A 15525-nucleotide genomic window follows, 5' to 3' on the forward strand; every position below is an offset into this window, starting at 1 on the left:
GCGTTCGTCGTCCGGCGCACGGGTTCTTCGACGGATTGGATGCGGGCGAACCGGGAAGACGAATAGGGTTATGAGTTACGACAAAGGTGGCCGCGGCAATCGTGGCGGACGTGGTCGCGACAAGCGCGACGGTTTCGGCGGCGACGATTTCGGTGGCGGCAGCAGCTACGGCGGCGGCGGCTTCGGTGGCGGCGGCTTTGGCGGCGGTGATCGTGGCGGCTTCGGCGGTGGTGGCTTCGGTGGCGGCGGCTTCGGCGGCGGCGACCGTGGCGGCTTCGGCGGCGGCGGCGGCGGTGGTTTCCGCGGCGGCGGCGGTGGCGGCTTCAGCGGCGGTGGCCGCGGCATGCCCCCGCAGGTCGTCGGCGAAGGCACCGGCGTGGTCAAGTTCTTCAACGCGCAGAAGGGCTTCGGCTTCGTCGTCCGTGATGACGGCGGCGAAGACGTGTTCGTCCACATCTCGGCGGTCGAGCAGGCGGGCCTCAGCGCCCTCGCCGAAGGCCAGCCGCTCGGCTTCACGCTGGTCGACCGCGGTGGCCGCATCTCGGCGACCGAGCTGAAGATCGACGGCGAGCCGATGGCGGTGACCGAGCGCGCTCCCCGCGAACCGCGTGAAGGCGGCTTCGGCGATCGTGGTCCGCGCGCCGGCGGCGCCGGTGGCCCGCAGCGCCAGCTGACCGGTGAGAAGGCGACCGGTACGGTCAAGTTCTTCAACGCGATGAAGGGCTTCGGCTTCATTCAGCGCGATGACGGCCAGCCCGACGCATTCGTGCACATTTCGGCCGTCGAGCGCGCCGGCATGGGCACGCTGAACGAAGGCGACAAGCTGCAGTTCGAACTCGAGGTCGACCGTCGTGGCAAGTATGCCGCGGTGAACCTGTCGCCGGCTTCGTAATCGTCCCGATTCGCTAATGTGAAAGGCCCGGCCCTGCATCCCGCAGGTGCCGGGCTTTTTGCGTTTCGGGGGCGTAGGCGGTTGAGGCGCGGCGCGGGCGGGCGCGACGGGAGGGGGGCGATGGCCCTGATCCCTCGACCCGGACGTCACCCCAGCGAAGGCTGGGGTCTTTTGTGGCTCTTGTCCCGCGCCGTCACTGGGAGATCCCAGCCTGCGCTGGGATGACGGTGAAACGCTGGGTCGACGGTTGATGGCTGGGATGACGGTTGGTCGCATGCGCGGAGGAACGGGCGCTCAAAGCACCGCCCGCCTTTTGCGTTTTTCGGGCGGGCGTGCGACGGCATGTGCCGATGATGGCACGATCTTCTCTGGCGGCGATCGCCGCGGCGGTGGCGGTTCTGGGGGCTGCGGGAGCGGCCGTGTCGCGGCAGGCGGCGGTGGCTGCGCCGCAGGCCAAGGCCTCGCAGGGGGCGGCACCCCGCGCTGTGGCATCGCCCGCCGCCCAGCCTGTTCCCGCGCCCGCGACCGACGCCGAATCGGGCGTGCCGGTCTATGCCGCCGACGTGGTCGCGCGCTTCCCGCATGATTCGGGGGCGTTCACCGAGGGGCTGCTGTTCTGCGGCGGCGCGCTGTACGAAAGCACGGGCAAGGAAGGCGCGTCGGACATCCGGCGGGTGACGCTGGACGACGGCAAGGTGGTGACGCGCGCGCGGCTGTCGCCCCAATTGTTCGGCGAGGGGATTGCCTGCTGGCAGAAGAGCCTGGCCAGCGTGACGTGGAAGACGGGCATCGGATTCCGCTGGGCGCTGCCGGCGCTGACGCAGACGGGCAAGCCGTTCCGCTATGCGGGCGAGGGCTGGGGGATGACCAGCGACGCGACGTCGATCCTGCTGTCGGACGGCACGCCGGTGCTGCGGCGGATGGACCCGGTGCGCTTTGCGGAGCGCGGCCGACTCGCGGTGACGCTGAACGGGCGGCCGCTGAAGAATTTGAACGAGCTGGAATATGTCGGCGGCAAGATCCTCGCCAATGTGTGGATGAGCGGCTTCATCGCGCGCATCGATCCGGCGAGCGGCAAGGTGGAGGCGCTGATCGACCTCAGGCCGCTAATCGCGGAGATCAACAATCCCGATCCCGACGCGGTGGCGAACGGCATCGCGTATGACGCGGCGCACGACCGGTTGTTCGTGACGGGGAAATATTGGCCGACACTGTTCGAGATCAAGCTGGGTGATGAGGTGGGGCGCGCGCGGTAGGGGCCCTTTCCATCCGTCACCCCGGCCTTGAGCCGGGGTCCCGCTTTTCATCGTCGCAGAGAAAGAAGCGGGATCCCGGCTCAAGGCCGGGATGACGAGGGGAGTGAATCCCCCCCGATCACCGCCCGGCGAGATAGCGGGCGAGCGGGTCGATCATCTCTTCGGGAATGCGGCGGGCGATGACGGGCATGGTCGCGTGGCTCTTGCGCGCGTCGACCACGGTGTCGTCGCCGCGCCAGTGGCGCAGGCGCTGGGCGATGTAGCTGGCGCGCTGGCCGGCGAGGACGGGATAGGGTTTGCCGGGAGCGTGGCAGCTGGCGCAGGCGGGCAGCTGGATCGCGGGCAGGCCCTGGCTGACGATGCGTGCGGCGGCGGCGTCGGCATTAGTGGTGGGGGCGGGCGCGGTGCCGAGGCCGGGCATGGCGGCATAGGCGCGGGCGGCGTCACGCATCTCGGCAGGCGTCATGCGCATCGCGACCTGCTGCATGACCGCACTGGAGCGGGTGCCGCTGGCATAGCCTTGTAGCGCTGCGAGCAACGCCTCCTGCGACTGACCGCCGAGGATCGGCATGTCGGGCACCCCTCGACCACGGCCGTCGCTGCCGTGGCACCCGGCGCATTGCGCGAGCGGGGCGGCGGGGTTCGTCTCGCCGACCAGCGCCTTGTATTGCGCGGGCGTCATGCCGGGCAGGCGGCGGACGAAGGCGACCATGCGGCGTACTTCGTCGGGACGGTCCTGCACCGCCCAAGCGGGCATGCCGGTGTATTTGACGCCATGCTGGAGGATCCAGAACAGCTGTTTGTCGGTCCATTCCTTGGCGTTGACCGCAAGGTCCGGCGCGGGGGGCGTGGCGGCCTGCATGACCGGCGAGGGCTTTACGCCCGGCGCGCCGTGGCAGACCGCGCAGGAATTGGCGAAATGGCCCGCCGCGCTGACGAGGCTGCGCGCGTCGGCGGGGTCGTCGGGCGACGTAAAGGCGGCATGCGTGCGAACCGAGCTGCGCATCGCCCAGTGGAGGAACCAGTCGGTGATCTTCCAATGGCCCGACGAGGCGGCGAGATTCATCACGCCCGACCAGGCGAACAGCATGCCGGCAGCGCCGAGCAGGGCCAGCGTGAGGATGGCGCGCAACCAGGTGATGCGGATCGTCATGCGGGCGCTCCCTCGCGCGGCTGGAGCAGGCGGCCGAGCATTGCCAGCCCGCCGACGAGATAGGCGATGCCCCCGACGAGCAGCATGACGACGCCGGCAAGCTGCTGGTCGGCGAGCGCGTCCGTGGCGTGGTGCATGTAGAGCGGCCGTGGCGCGAGGCCGATCAGCGCGCCGAGCAGCGTCATGTGCATCGAGGTGACGAGTAACGCGGCGACGCCGGCCGCGCGGTGGCGGGGGGCGAGCACGGCGGACCAGAGCAGCAGACCGGCCGCGAGGAACATCGCCTGTTCGACCGCAAGCCATAGCGGCGCATGCGCGACGAGGCGGCGCAGCGCGGGCACGTGCCAGCCCCACACCACCACCGCCTCCACCAGCGCGGCGGCGAGCGGGGTGGCGAGGCGGGGGAACAGCGTGGCGGGATCGTAGCGGCTGCCCTGTAGACCGAGCGCAATGAGTGGCGCGGCGATGGCGACGGCGATCATGTGCGCCGCCATATGGCCGGTCATGCCGAACGGGCTGAGCGCCCAGCCGACCGGCACCAAGGCAAGCCCGGCGAGGAGGGGCGCGCGGCTCATCGGCAATCGCTCAGCACGATGACGGGGGCGGCGGTGAAGATGACCGCGACGAAGCTTAGCCCCGCGAGCAGCATCGTCGCATAAGCGAGGAAGCGCAGGCGATCGATGTCGGTGCCTTCGTTATGGGGCGGCGGATCGCCGGGCGTGCGCGATTGCTGCCAGGCGATCAAACCCGACGCCACGATGACGAGCAGGGCGGCGGCGGTGCCGATGGCGAAGGCGGTGGGGAAGCGCGCCCATTGCCCGAGTTTCGCGCAGGACACGGCGGCCCAGAGGTAGGAAAAGAGAAAATGCACCGCCCAGGTCGTGGGCGGCACGATCAGCGTCCAGAGCGTGACGCGCAGGCTGCGGGCACGGGAGAGAAAGCGCTTCACAGCCCCGCCTCCGGGAACAGGCCGACCGTCAGATACGTGACGAGCGCGGTGAGCGCGAAGAAATGCTGGTAGACGGTAATGTTGCGCAGGTCGGCGTCATGCGTGGGCGTCATGCGGCCGGCGAGGCTGCGCGCGAGCGTGTAGAGCTGCATGACGATGCCGACGCCGGCGTGGACGGCGGTCCAGATGATCAGCACCCAGACGATCGCGGGATAGACGTTCGCCTTGGGATCGAGGCCGTCGAGCGATCCCAGCGCCGCGACGATGCTGGCGAGCGCGGCGGCGGCGCCCGCGACGAGCGCCACGCGCGCGAGCGTTACGAGCCTGCGATGGTTGAGTTCGCGGGCGGCGACGGTCGCCGCCCAGCTGGCGAGGCTGAGGCCGAGTGCCACCAGCGGGCCGCTGGCGCCCGGCCCGTCGAAGCCCGCGCCGAAATCGGGGTGGATGGTCCAGTAGAAATAATAGCCGAAGACGAGGCCGGAAAAGGCGGTGGCGTCGGCCATCATCGTGATGAACATCGCCCACCAGCCGGGTGCGGCGGGGCCGGCAATGTAGAGCGGCATCGTCATGCCGTGGCCGATCGGCTTTGCGGGCTTTTCGGGGATTTCGGCGGTGTCCCACAGCCACCACAACACGCAGGCGAGCGTGACGACGCCGCTGACCGCCGCGAGCATATAGAGGTGATAGGTGGTGAGGATGAACACCGCGCCCAGCGCGACGGCGGTGATCATCGGCTTCACGCTGGGCGTGCCGAGGCGAATGACGGAGACGGGCTTCGCGTCGAGGACCGAGGTGATGATCGTCTCGCGCCGGCCTTCTTCCGCGTCGGGTAGGAAGAAGCGGCCTTCGTCGACCTTCTTCACGAAATCCTTCTGGTCCCAGATCGGATAGCGGCTTTCGATCAGGGGGACCGAGCGAATGCCCCAATCCTCGTCATCGGGGTGCGCCAGCCATTCGAGCGTGCCCGCGTTCCACGGATTGCGCGGCGCCTTCCGGCGCGTCGGCGACAGAGCGAGGTCGAGGACGAGCACCAGAACGCCGGTTGCGAACAGGTACGAGCCGGCGGTCGAGGCGAGATTGAGCCAGCCGATGTTGAGGTCGGCGGGATAGGTGAAGACGCGGCGCGGCATGCCTTCGAGGCCCGACAGGTGCATCGGGAAGAACGTCAGGTTCACGCCGACGAACATGATCCAGAAGGCGGTGCGGCCGAGGCGGTCGCTGAGCTTCTTGCCGGTGATGAGCGGCCAATAATAATACAGGCCGCCGAACAGCGGCAGCAGCGTGCCGCCGATCAGCACGTAATGCAGGTGCGCGACGACGAAATAGGTGTCGTGCGCCTGCCAGTCGAACGGCGCGATCGCGACCATCACGCCTGTCAGGCCGCCGATGACGAAGATCGCGAGGGAGCCACTGGCGTAGAGCAGCGGCGTCGACCATTTCACCTTGCCCGCCCACAAGGTCGCGATGAAGGCGAAGATCTGGACGCCGGTGGGGATCGCCACGGCTTCGGACGCTGCGGAGAAGAAAGCGAGGCTGATCTTGGGCAGGCCGGTCGCGAACATGTGGTGGACCCACAGGCCGAACGACAGGAAGGCGGTGCCGACCGCGGCGAGCACGATCCACGGATAGCCGAGCAGGTGACGCTGCGCGAAGGTGGGGATCAGCATCGCGAACAGGGCGATGCTGGGCAGGAAGACGATGTAGACTTCGGGGTGGCCGAAGATCCAGAACAGGTGCTGCCACAGCAACGGGTCGCCGCCCTTGGCCGCGTCGAAGAACGGCCAGCCGAGCAGGCGCTCCATCTCGAACAAGAGGTCGCCCGCGATCAACGGCGGGAAGGCGAACAGGATCATCACCGCGACGACCAGGATGTACCAGGCGTAGAGCGGCATCAGGTTGAGGCGCATGCCGGGCGGGCGGCATTTGAGCACGCCGACGATCAGCTCGACCGCAGCGGCGACCGACGACACCTCGATGAACGACAGGCCGAGCATCCAGATGTCGGCGCCGAGTCCGCTGAGGTCGGTCCGCGTGGTCAGCGGCGGATACATGAACCAGCCGCCATCGGGCGCGGCGTTGAAGAAGATCGACCCACCGACGAAGACGCCGCCCAGCAGGAAGCTCCAATAACCGAAGGCGGAGAGGCGCGGGAAGGGCAGGTCGCGCGCGCCGAGCAGCTGCGGCAGCAGGATGATCGACACCGCCTCGAACATCGGCACGGCGAACAGGAACATCATCATCGAGCCGTGCAGCGTGAACAGCTGGTTGAAGGTGTTCGCCGAAACGAGATCGTTGTCGGGCACCGCCAGCTGCGTGCGCATGATGAGCGCGAGAACGCCGGCGAACAGCATGAAGCCGAAGGCAGTCAGCGTATACCAGACGCCGATGCGGTTGTTGTTGACGTCGGTCCAGCGGAAGAACCAGCCCGACGGCGGCTTCCACACCTCGCGCAGGCGGTCTTCCTGGGCGGCACGGAGCGCGGGGTCGTCCTGGGCGTGGAGGCTCATTTCAGGCCCTCGAGATAGCGGGCGATGGCGGTGGCCTCGGCTGGGGTCAGTTGCGGGAAGGCCGGCATGCGGACGCCGGGCTTGGTCTGTTCGGGATGGCGGATGAAGGCGGCGACGTTGTGCGTCGTCATCGGCAGGATGCCGGCGGCGAGCGTGGGCCGCGCGCCGAAATGCGTGAGGTCAGGGCCGATGCGGCCGGCCGGACCGGCGCCGCGGACGGTGTGGCAGGCGTTGCAGCCGTTGGCTGCAAACAGGCGGGCGCCTTCTCCCTGGGACGTGGCCGGGCGGCGTTGGTCGGCGAGCCAGGTGTCGAACGCCGCGGGTTCCATCGCGACGACGTCGAGCGCCATCAGCGCGTGGCTGAGGCCGCAGAATTCGGCGCACTGGCCGCGGTAGCGCCCGGCCTTGTCGGCGCGGACGACCAGCGTGTTGGTGCGGCCGGGGATCATGTCCATCTTGCCGGCGAGGCCCGGGATCCAGAAGCTGTGGACGACATCCGCCGCGGTCAGGCGGAAGGCGACGGTGCGGCCGACGGGAATGCGGATTTCGTTGGCGGTCTCGACCGGGGCGGTGCCGGCGGGACGATAGGTGACGCGCCACCAGAATTGCTCGCCATCGACCGCGACCTGCAAATCGGCGGGCGCGATGGGGCGGGGGCGCATGAAGGGGAGCGAATAGACGAGCAGGCCGAGCAGCAAAATCGTGGGGATGATCCCGCCGAGCCACAGGACGAGGCGCATGCCGCCTTGCAGGCCGAGCTCGCCTTCGGGCGCGCGCACCGCATGGCGCATCAGCAGCGCGAGCGCGCCGGCGATGACGACCGCGCCGGCCAGCATCAGCAGGAACAGGTGGCGGATGTCGGCGGCGTCGGCGCCAAAGGGGGCCAGCGTCGACTGGTGCGTGTTGCAGCCTGCGAGCAGGACGCAGCCGCCGGTGATGATGAAGCCCCTGGTCCCCCGCATCGATGCCGAACGCTTCGGGGCCGAATCGGTTCGAGTTCAATCGTGTAAGGAAAGATTGCTGGGGTGGGGCGGGTGGCAGTGGCGAATGGAAATTATGGTTCCGTCATTCCCGCGGAGGCGGGAATCCAGACGCGCAGGTCCTCGACGGAGCCGCGCCGTTAGAGGTTCTGGATTCCCGCCTGCGCGGGAATGACGGTGTGGGTGTGCCGGAGTTGGGACGCAACGGCTTGACCCCCGCAGCCGCGCGGTCGATGCGCCCCCGCCATGACCACACGCACGCTCGGCCTCGATTTCGGCACCACCAATTCCGTCGCCGCGGTCGCCTCAGGGGGCGAGGCGGCGCTCGTCTCGCTCGACGCGCCCGAGGGGACGGAGGCGGTGTTCCGGTCGGCGCTGTGTTTCTGGGAGGACGAGCGCGGGCGCGGCGGCGTGTTGTCGGAGGCCGGGCCGTGGGCGATCCGCGAATATCTCGACTTTCCGCAGGGGAGCCGCTTCATTCAGTCGTTCAAATCGGTGGCGGCGAATGCGAGTTTCGATACCGCGCCGGTGTTCGAGCGGCGGATGCGCTTCGAGGATCTGGGGCAGCTGTTCGTCGCGAAGATGGCGGCGCGAGCGAAAGGCGCGATGACACGCGCCGATCGCGTCGTGGTCGGCCGGCCGGTGACGTTCGCAGGCGCCAAGCCCGACGAGGCGCTGGCCAAGGCGCGCTACGATGCGGTGTTCGCGCAATTGGGTGCGGAGGTGCATTACGTCTACGAGCCGATGGGCGCGGCGTTCAGCTATGCCGAGCGACTGAACGAGCCGGCGACGATCCTGGTCGCCGACTTCGGCGGCGGCACCAGCGACTTTTCGGTGGTGCGGATCGCGGCGCCGGGCGCGGGGCGGCGGTGCGAGCCGCTGGGCCATGCCGGCGTCGGCATCGCGGGCGATCGCTTCGACCGGCGGATCGTCGAACATCTGGTGATGCCGATGCTGGGCAAGGGCGGCACCTATCGCTCGTTCGACAAGGTGCTGGAGATACCGGGCGGCTATTTCGCCGATTTCGCCGACTGGTCGCGCCTCGCGCTGATGCGCAACCGCAAGACGCTGGCCGAGCTGGAGAAGCTGCGCCGCAACGCGACCGATCCGGAGGCGATCGGGCGGATGATCGCGGTGATCGAGGAGGAAGAGGGCTATCGCCTGTACGACGCGGTCGGGCGGCTGAAGCGCGCGCTGTCGACAGCGGAGGTCGCGGAATTCCGGTTCGAGGGCGCGGGGCTGAACATCGCGGCGGAGGTGCGGCGCGCCGATTTCGAGAGCTGGATCGCCCCCGATGTCGCGCGGATCGATGCGGCGGTGGATCAGGCCCTGGCGGCGGCGGGCGTTGCGGCGGAGGCGATCGACCGGGTGTTCCTGACCGGCGGTACGTCGCTGACGCCGCGCATCCGGCGGTTGTTCGCCGAGCGGTTCGGCGAGGCGCGGCTGGCGACGGGCGGCGAACTGACCTCGATCGCGCATGGCCTGGCGCTGATCGGACAGCAGAAGGACGTGGGGATGTGGGCGGTGTAAATCCTCCCCGGCACGGGGAGGGAGACCGCGCCGCGCAGCGGCGGGGTGGAGGGGGCTTGCCGCAAACGCCTCGCTTTCGGGGAAGTCCCCTTCGTCACGGCTGCGCAGTGCCACCTCCCCGTGCCGGGGAGGAATTGTGATGGCGCGTGGCTTGTACCCTGCCGCGTTCTCGCCCTAGCATGCGGCAACATATCTGCCGGAGATCCCCCGATGCGTCGTTCCGTCCTGCTGCTGTCCTCGATCGCGCTTCTGTCGGTGGGGGTGCAGGCCCAGACGCAGACGAACCCCAATCTGGCGCCGCCGGGGGGCGATATCCCGGCGAAGTTCGTACTGCCGAGCGCGGACAACGATTATATCAAGCGCGACGTGATGATCCCGATGCGCGACGGGGTGAAGCTGCACACCGTCATCGTGATCCCGAAGAACGCCACCAACGCGCCGATCGTGCTGACGCGCACGCCGTACAACGCCTCGGGCCGCGCCAATCGCAGCGATTCGCCGTCGATGGTCAATGCGCTGCCGCTGTCGGACGAGATCTTTTCGAAGAACGGCTATATCCGCGTCTATCAGGACATCCGCGGCAAATACGGATCGGAGGGCGACTATGTCGTGACGCGGCCGGTGATCGGTCCGCTGAACCCCACCAAGGTGGACCATACCACGGACGCCTATGACACGATCGACTGGCTGGTGAACAAGGCGAACCTGCCGCAGTCCAACGGACGCGTCGGCATGATCGGGTCGAGCTACGAAGGCTTCACCGTTGTCATGGCGCTGCTGCACCCGCACCCGGCGCTGAAGGTCGCGGCGCCCGAAAGCCCGATGATCGACGGGTGGATGGGCGACGACTGGTTCCATTACGGTGCGTTCCGCCTCGCCAATATCGCCTGGCTGGGCGGGCAGACCGGCTACAAGAGCGGCGGGCCGCTGCCGCCGACCGGCGGGTGGGACGATTACGACAATTTCCGCACCGGCTCTGCCGGGGATTGGGCGAAGAAGTCGGGTTATGATCAGCTGCCCTATTGGAAGCGGATGTCGGATCATCCGGCCTATGACGCCTTCTGGCAGGGGCAGGCGCTCGACAAATTGCTGAGCGCGAACCCCTCCAACGTGCCGACGATCTGGGAACAGGGCCTGTGGGACCAGGAGGATATGTATGGCGCGATCACGAGCTGGGAGGCGCTGAAGGCCAAGGGGAAGACGGGCAACAACTTCCTGGTCATGGGGCCGTGGCGGCATAGCCAGATCAACCGCGAAGGACGCAGCCTGGGGCCGTTCCAGTGGAATGGCGACACCGCGGCGCAGTTCCGCGAGCAGATGGTGCTGCCGCTGTTCGACCAGTATCTGAAGGACGGGCCGCCAGCGAACCTGCCGACCGCGGCGATCTACAATACCGGCGAAAACCACTGGGACCGGTTCGCCAACTGGCCGCTCGCCTGCGACAGCGGCTGCGCGTCGCCGCTGAAGCCGATGTATCTGCAGGCGAACGGCGGGCTCGGCTTCGACACGGCGGCGGCCGGGGGTGACAGCTATGTCTCCGATCCGTCCAAGCCGGTGCCGCATCTGCCGCGGCCGGTGAATTTCGACGACGGGCGCTGGGGCGACTGGCTGGTGAGCGATCAGCGCCATGCCGATGGCCGCCCCGACGTGATGACCTATGTCACGCCGGTGCTGACCACGCCTATGCGCGTGTCAGGCGCGCCGATCGCAGACCTGTATGCGACGACGACGGGGACGGACGGCGATTTCGTCGTGAAGGTGATCGACGTCTTCCCGGGCCAGAATGCGACCGATCCGAAGATGGGCGGGTATCAGCTGCCGATCAGCCTCGACATCTTCCGCGGGCGCTATCGCGACAGCTTTGCCAAGCCGTCGGCGATTCCCGCGGGCAAGGTGCAGCATTACAAGTTCCGCCTGCCGACGGTGAACCACGTGTTCCAGCCGGGTCACCGCGTGATGGTGCAGGTGCAATCGAGCCTGTTCCCGCTCTACGACCGCAATCCGCAGACGTATGTGCCGAACATCTTCTTCGCCAAGCCGGGGGATTATAAGAAAGCGACGGTGACGATCGAGCGCGGCGGCAAGACGCCGAGCGCGGTGCTGCTGCCGGTTGTGCCGGTGGAGCAGGCGCAGGTGCAGGCGAAAGCGCAGTAATCCTTCGTCACCTCCGTCACATTCCGTCATCCCAGCGCAGGCTGGGATCTCCCGGTGATGGCTCGGGACAGGAGCCGCTTAAGGCCCCAGCCTGCGCTGGGGCGACGGTTTGGTGACGGCGTGGGTTAGAGGAGCGGCAGCGTCACGCGGAATCTGGTGGGATGTGCCGCCTCCAGCGCGATCGTGCCGCCGCCCGCCTCCAGCAGCGAGCGGGCGATCGACAGGCCGAGGCCGGTGCCGCCCTGGCCGCGGCGGGTGGTGAAGAAGGGTTCGAACAGGCGCGCGGCATCGGCAGGCGCGATGCCGGGGCCGTCGTCGCGGATCGTCAGGAGGAGGTGCGCGGTGTCGGTGGCGGCGTCGATCCGCACGGTGCCGGCCCCTGCCTGACGGGCGTTGTCGAACAGCGTGGCGAGCGTCGTTTCGATCGTCGTGGCGGGCAGCGCGACGGGTGGAAGAGCCGCGAGCGTCGTCTCGACCCCAAAGGCCGGGCCGCGCACCGCGTCCGCCGCGCGCGCGATCACCCCGGCGGGATCGGCACAGGGCTCGCCCGGTGCGGTCATGTCGGCGCGGGCGAGGTCGAGCAGGCGCGTCGTCAGCAGCGTCAGCCGCTGCGCATCGGCATCGACATTGGCGAGGAAGCGCGTGCGGTCGGCCGCGGCCATGTCCGGGTGGTCGTGGAGCAGCTCGATCGCGCCGCGAATGCCGGCGAGCGGCGTCTTGAATTCGTGGCTGACGGCGTAGGCAAAGTCGCGCAGGTAGCGTGAGCGATGCTCGATCGCGGCGGTCATCGCGGCAAAATCGGCGTAGAGGCCCTGGATTTCGATCGCGGCGGTGGGCGGAACCTCCGGCACGCTGCCCCGGCCGCTGGCGACGGCGCGGGTCGCCTGGCCCAGCCGCTCGATCGGGCGGGTGACGCCGCGCGAGATGACGCCGCTGATGACGATCAGCAGGCCAAAGATGGCAGCGATGCCGATCGCGATCTTGCCGCGATCCTCATACAGCCCGCGGAACAGCGCGCGGGCGGTGCGCGACAGCAGCAGCACGCCGACGACGCGGCCGTTCACGACGATGGGACGGGCATGGTGGATGCGGATCGCGGCGGCGCGGCTGAGCCATTCGAAGCGATAGACCGCGCGATAGGCGCCGTTGCGGCGCAGCGTGGTGGCGGGCCGGCCGTGCAGCGCGGCGGCGACTTCGGGCAGCGCCGCAAGGCCGCCGCCGCCGGTGACAAGGCGGCCGTTGCGATCGAGCAGCAGGATCGAGGCGAGCGTCGTCATCTGCGTCGCGCGCAGCACGGGGGCGAGGCGGGGCGCGGCGGCCACCGCATCCGGGGCGGGCGCAGGCGCGGGCGCCGGGTCGGGGCGTTCGGGCAGGATCGGGGTGAGGCTGAGGTCGACACCGTATCCGGGCACGACGATGCGGCCCGGGTAGAGCGGGGTGGCGGGCGTCGTCCCCGGCCAGTCGGCGGCCGCCGCGGCGGCGAGCGCTGCCCCCTGCGCGACCAGCTCCGCCTCGGTCTGGCGGACGAGCGTATTTTCGTAGACGCGCAGGAACACCGCGCCGAAGCCGGGCAGCGCGGCGACGACGAACAGCGTCGCGAACAGGATCGTGCGCAGCCGCAGGCGCGGCCAGTGGCGCTTCGCCCAATCCTTCAGCGCGGCGATCACGTGCCGGTGCAGGGGCCGAGGCGATAGCCGATGCCGGCGCGCGTCTCGATCAGGTCGGCGGCGCCGGCCGTCGCGAACTTGTGGCGCAGATTGCGGATGTGGCTGTCGATCGTGCGGTCGGTGATGGCGAAGCCGGGGCCGTGCAGCCGGTCGATGATCGCGTCGCGACTGAAGACCTTGGCGGGCATCGAGGCGAGCAGGCGCAGGATCGAAAATTCGGTGACGGTCAGCGCGACCTCCGCGCCGTCCCAGGCGGCGCACCAGCCGTCGAGGTCGAGCGTCAGGCGGCCGTGGCCCAGCGTGCGCGCTTCGTCGAGCTGCGGCGGACGGGCGGCGGTGCGGCGCAGGATCGCCATCACGCGCGCGACGACCTCGCGTGGGGAGAAGGGCTTCACGACATAATCGTCGGCGCCGAGTTCGATCCCAAGCACGCGGTCGATCTCGTCGTCGCGGCTGGAGAGGAACAGGATCGGCGTGTCGCCGCCACCATCCTTGGCGCCGCGCAGCCGGCGGCAGACCTCCAGCCCGTCCATGCGCGGCATGTTGATGTCGAGGACGACGAGGTCGGGCTTGTGCGCCCGGGCCATCGCCAGCCCCGCCTCGCCGTCCGCCGCCTCGACCGGCGACAGGCCAGCCTTGTCGAGCGCGAAGGCGAGCAGCTGGCGGATATGGGGATCGTCGTCGACGATCAGCACGGTGCGGGGCATCGGGCACAGGATCATCGTTGCGCGGCTTTCGTCAATGGGGCGGTTGCCGGGGCGGCAGTGGCTGGCGCAGCGACCGTGTTGCAAAACCAGCCGTCGGGGGCGGGCCTCTGCGCCGCTTGCGGTGCACCGGTCAGGGCTTTGACTTGGTTCAGCCGACGCGCCGTGCGCCACGACCAGCCGTTCCAACTTGCCTGGCGGTTCATTGCTCGGACCTGTGCATTCGAGCGGATCATGGCGATCGCATTGCGCAGCGCGGGATCGCGCGTCCGGCGCTCAAGTTGCGCGAGCGGCACTAACGCGGAGGCGCCAAGCCGTTCAAGATAGCAAAGGTCGGGCTGCGCGCGGGGACCCCGGGCAATGGCCGTCCGCACGTTCCACGCTGCGGCGGTGGCGCGCAGATCGACGAGGGTGCAGCCGGTCAGCACGAGCGCGGCGGCGAGCGCGTTGGCGTTGACCAGCCATGCGCTCGATCGGCCGGCGAGCAGTCGCCACAGGATCAGCACGAGGCCTGTCGCGACCAGCGCCATCCAGATGAGCGCGGACAGGCGCAGCACCGTCATCGAATAGGCATCGACATAATCGAGCGTGCGCAACGCGCTGGAGGCGACGAGCAGCAGCGTCTGGACGATCCACAGCGTCACCAGCCGGCGGACTGCGACGCTGGCGGCACCGGGGCTGCCCGGCCGCAATGTAACCAGCACGAACAGCCCGGCGAGCAGTGCGGTGACGATCAGCGCATAGGCGCCGCGATGCGCATAGTCCGCCATCGTCACGCCGGCGGGCAGCGGCGCGCCGCTCCACAGGAAGGCGAGATCGAGCGCGTTCTGGATCGCGAAGATCGTGTTGAAGGTGGCGAGCGACAGGATCAGCGTCGCGATGCCCGTTTGCGGCAGCGCCAAAGCGGGCAGCGCGCCATCCCATGCCGTGCTGCGGGGATCGGGGCGCAGCGTCGCCCAGACCGGCAGCAGCACGATGATCGCGATCACGCCGCGGCACAGGACGACGCCGATATCGGGCAGGACCATGCCGGCGAACACTGATTCGATCAGCGGATTGGCCTGGGCGAACAGCGTCAGGAACAGCGCACCGCCGGCGACCGGCAGGACCAGCATCGCGGCGACGGCGCCGGGGCGGATGCCGGGCCGGGCGCGGCGCGTACGGACGCGCGCGGTGAGGGCGACGTCACGGATCGGCAGCAGCAGCGCGCTGAGGCCAGACCAGGCGAGGCGCAGGCCCCAGGCGATCGCCGTATCGAACCGGCGGCGTGGCAGCAGTGCGGCGAGGACGATCGCGACAAGGAACAGCAGAACGGCAAGGGGGCCGGGATCGTCGAACATTGCGGCGACGAACAGCGTGGCGGCGGCGAGCGCGACCAGCGCGGCGCGGCTGCGGCGGAGGGCGGGCCGCGTGGCGATCAGCGCGACGATCCAGCCGAGCGCGGCGGTCCACAGGAACGCGGCGGCGTCGATCACCAGCGCTTCGACGAGGCAGATCACGGCGGCGGTCGCCGCGATCTTGGCGAGCAGGGGCGTGGGCGAGCGATGCGGCATGCGGCGTCCTTTGCAAGGGCGCGGCAGGGATGGCGGGCGGGTATCGAGGCGGGATGGGGCAGGTGGTGCTCAGGCTGTGCGCGGGCCGTGCAGATCCGGTGCAGACTGCCGTATTGCGTCATTGCGAGCGAAGCGCGGCAATCCAGAGCCGCACCATGACGCCCTGGATTGCCGCGCTTC

Annotated in this window: 12 protein-coding genes; 4 read left to right on the plus strand and 8 right to left on the minus strand. The window is 69.2% G+C overall.

The features are described from left to right. Positions 1-70: 70 nt before the first annotated feature. Entirely contained in the window at positions 71-892 is an 822-nt protein-coding gene (locus tag ACGVWT_RS15380; protein WP_315462620.1) for a cold-shock protein, read from the plus strand. A gap of 350 nt (positions 893-1242) precedes the next feature. Then, on the plus strand, positions 1243-2148 hold the full coding sequence (locus tag ACGVWT_RS15385) for a glutaminyl-peptide cyclotransferase (protein ID WP_315462621.1): 906 nt from the start codon (positions 1243-1245) through the stop codon (positions 2146-2148). Positions 2149-2266: 118 nt separating this feature from the next. Here the strand turns inward: ACGVWT_RS15385 and ACGVWT_RS15390 are convergent, their stop codons facing one another. Genes ACGVWT_RS15390 through coxB form a run of 5 tightly spaced genes read right to left on the minus strand, consistent with a single transcriptional unit; the run spans position 2267 to position 7719 of the window. Further along, positions 2267-3301, minus strand: coding sequence for a c-type cytochrome (locus tag ACGVWT_RS15390; protein WP_315462622.1), 1035 nt, complete (start codon positions 3299-3301; stop codon positions 2267-2269). Beyond that, positions 3298-3876, minus strand: a complete 579-nt coding sequence (locus ACGVWT_RS15395; RefSeq protein ID WP_315462623.1) for a cytochrome c oxidase assembly protein — start codon at positions 3874-3876, stop codon at positions 3298-3300. Before ACGVWT_RS15395 ends, ACGVWT_RS15390 begins: the two co-directional genes overlap by 4 nt. Further along, a complete protein-coding gene (locus ACGVWT_RS15400; protein WP_315462624.1) occupies positions 3873-4250 on the minus strand; it encodes a hypothetical protein in 378 nt (125 codons plus the stop codon). The genes ACGVWT_RS15395 and ACGVWT_RS15400 overlap by 4 nt, the downstream gene beginning before the upstream one ends. Then, on the minus strand, positions 4247-6757 hold the full coding sequence (ctaD, locus tag ACGVWT_RS15405; RefSeq protein WP_315462625.1) for a cytochrome c oxidase subunit I: 2511 nt from the start codon (positions 6755-6757) through the stop codon (positions 4247-4249). Before ctaD ends, ACGVWT_RS15400 begins: the two co-directional genes overlap by 4 nt. After that, positions 6754-7719 (minus strand): cytochrome c oxidase subunit II, encoded by a 966-nt coding sequence (gene coxB / locus ACGVWT_RS15410; protein WP_315462626.1) that lies wholly within the window; start codon positions 7717-7719, stop codon positions 6754-6756. The genes ctaD and coxB overlap by 4 nt, the downstream gene beginning before the upstream one ends. A 264-nt stretch (positions 7720-7983) precedes the next feature. On the opposite strand from coxB, the gene ACGVWT_RS15415 reads away from it, so the two are divergent. Together ACGVWT_RS15415 and ACGVWT_RS15420 are read left to right on the plus strand one after the other, a co-directional pair. Beyond that, positions 7984-9267, plus strand: coding sequence for an Hsp70 family protein (locus ACGVWT_RS15415; protein WP_315462627.1), 1284 nt, complete (start codon positions 7984-7986; stop codon positions 9265-9267). A gap of 210 nt (positions 9268-9477) precedes the next feature. Then, on the plus strand, positions 9478-11421 hold the full coding sequence (locus ACGVWT_RS15420) for a CocE/NonD family hydrolase (RefSeq protein WP_315462628.1): 1944 nt from the start codon (positions 9478-9480) through the stop codon (positions 11419-11421). Between the two features lie 125 nt (positions 11422-11546). On the opposite strand, the gene ACGVWT_RS15425 is transcribed toward ACGVWT_RS15420, so the two are convergent. Genes ACGVWT_RS15425 through ACGVWT_RS15435 form a run of 3 tightly spaced genes read right to left on the minus strand, consistent with a single transcriptional unit; the run spans position 11547 to position 15345 of the window. Further along, a complete protein-coding gene (locus tag ACGVWT_RS15425) occupies positions 11547-13088 on the minus strand; it encodes a HAMP domain-containing sensor histidine kinase (protein ID WP_315462629.1) in 1542 nt (513 codons plus the stop codon). After that, a complete protein-coding gene (locus ACGVWT_RS15430; protein ID WP_315462630.1) occupies positions 13085-13810 on the minus strand; it encodes a response regulator transcription factor in 726 nt (241 codons plus the stop codon). Before ACGVWT_RS15430 ends, ACGVWT_RS15425 begins: the two co-directional genes overlap by 4 nt. Then, positions 13807-15345 carry a DUF4173 domain-containing protein gene (locus ACGVWT_RS15435; RefSeq protein WP_315462631.1) on the minus strand — a complete coding sequence of 513 codons (1539 nt, stop codon included), beginning with the start codon at positions 15343-15345 and terminating at the stop codon, positions 13807-13809. The genes ACGVWT_RS15430 and ACGVWT_RS15435 overlap by 4 nt, the downstream gene beginning before the upstream one ends. Between the last annotated feature and the right edge of the window lie 180 nt (positions 15346-15525).

Origin of the sequence: Sphingomonas sp. S6, from assembly GCF_043498045.1 — a bacterium.
Lineage (GTDB): Bacteria > Pseudomonadota > Alphaproteobacteria > Sphingomonadales > Sphingomonadaceae > Sphingomonas.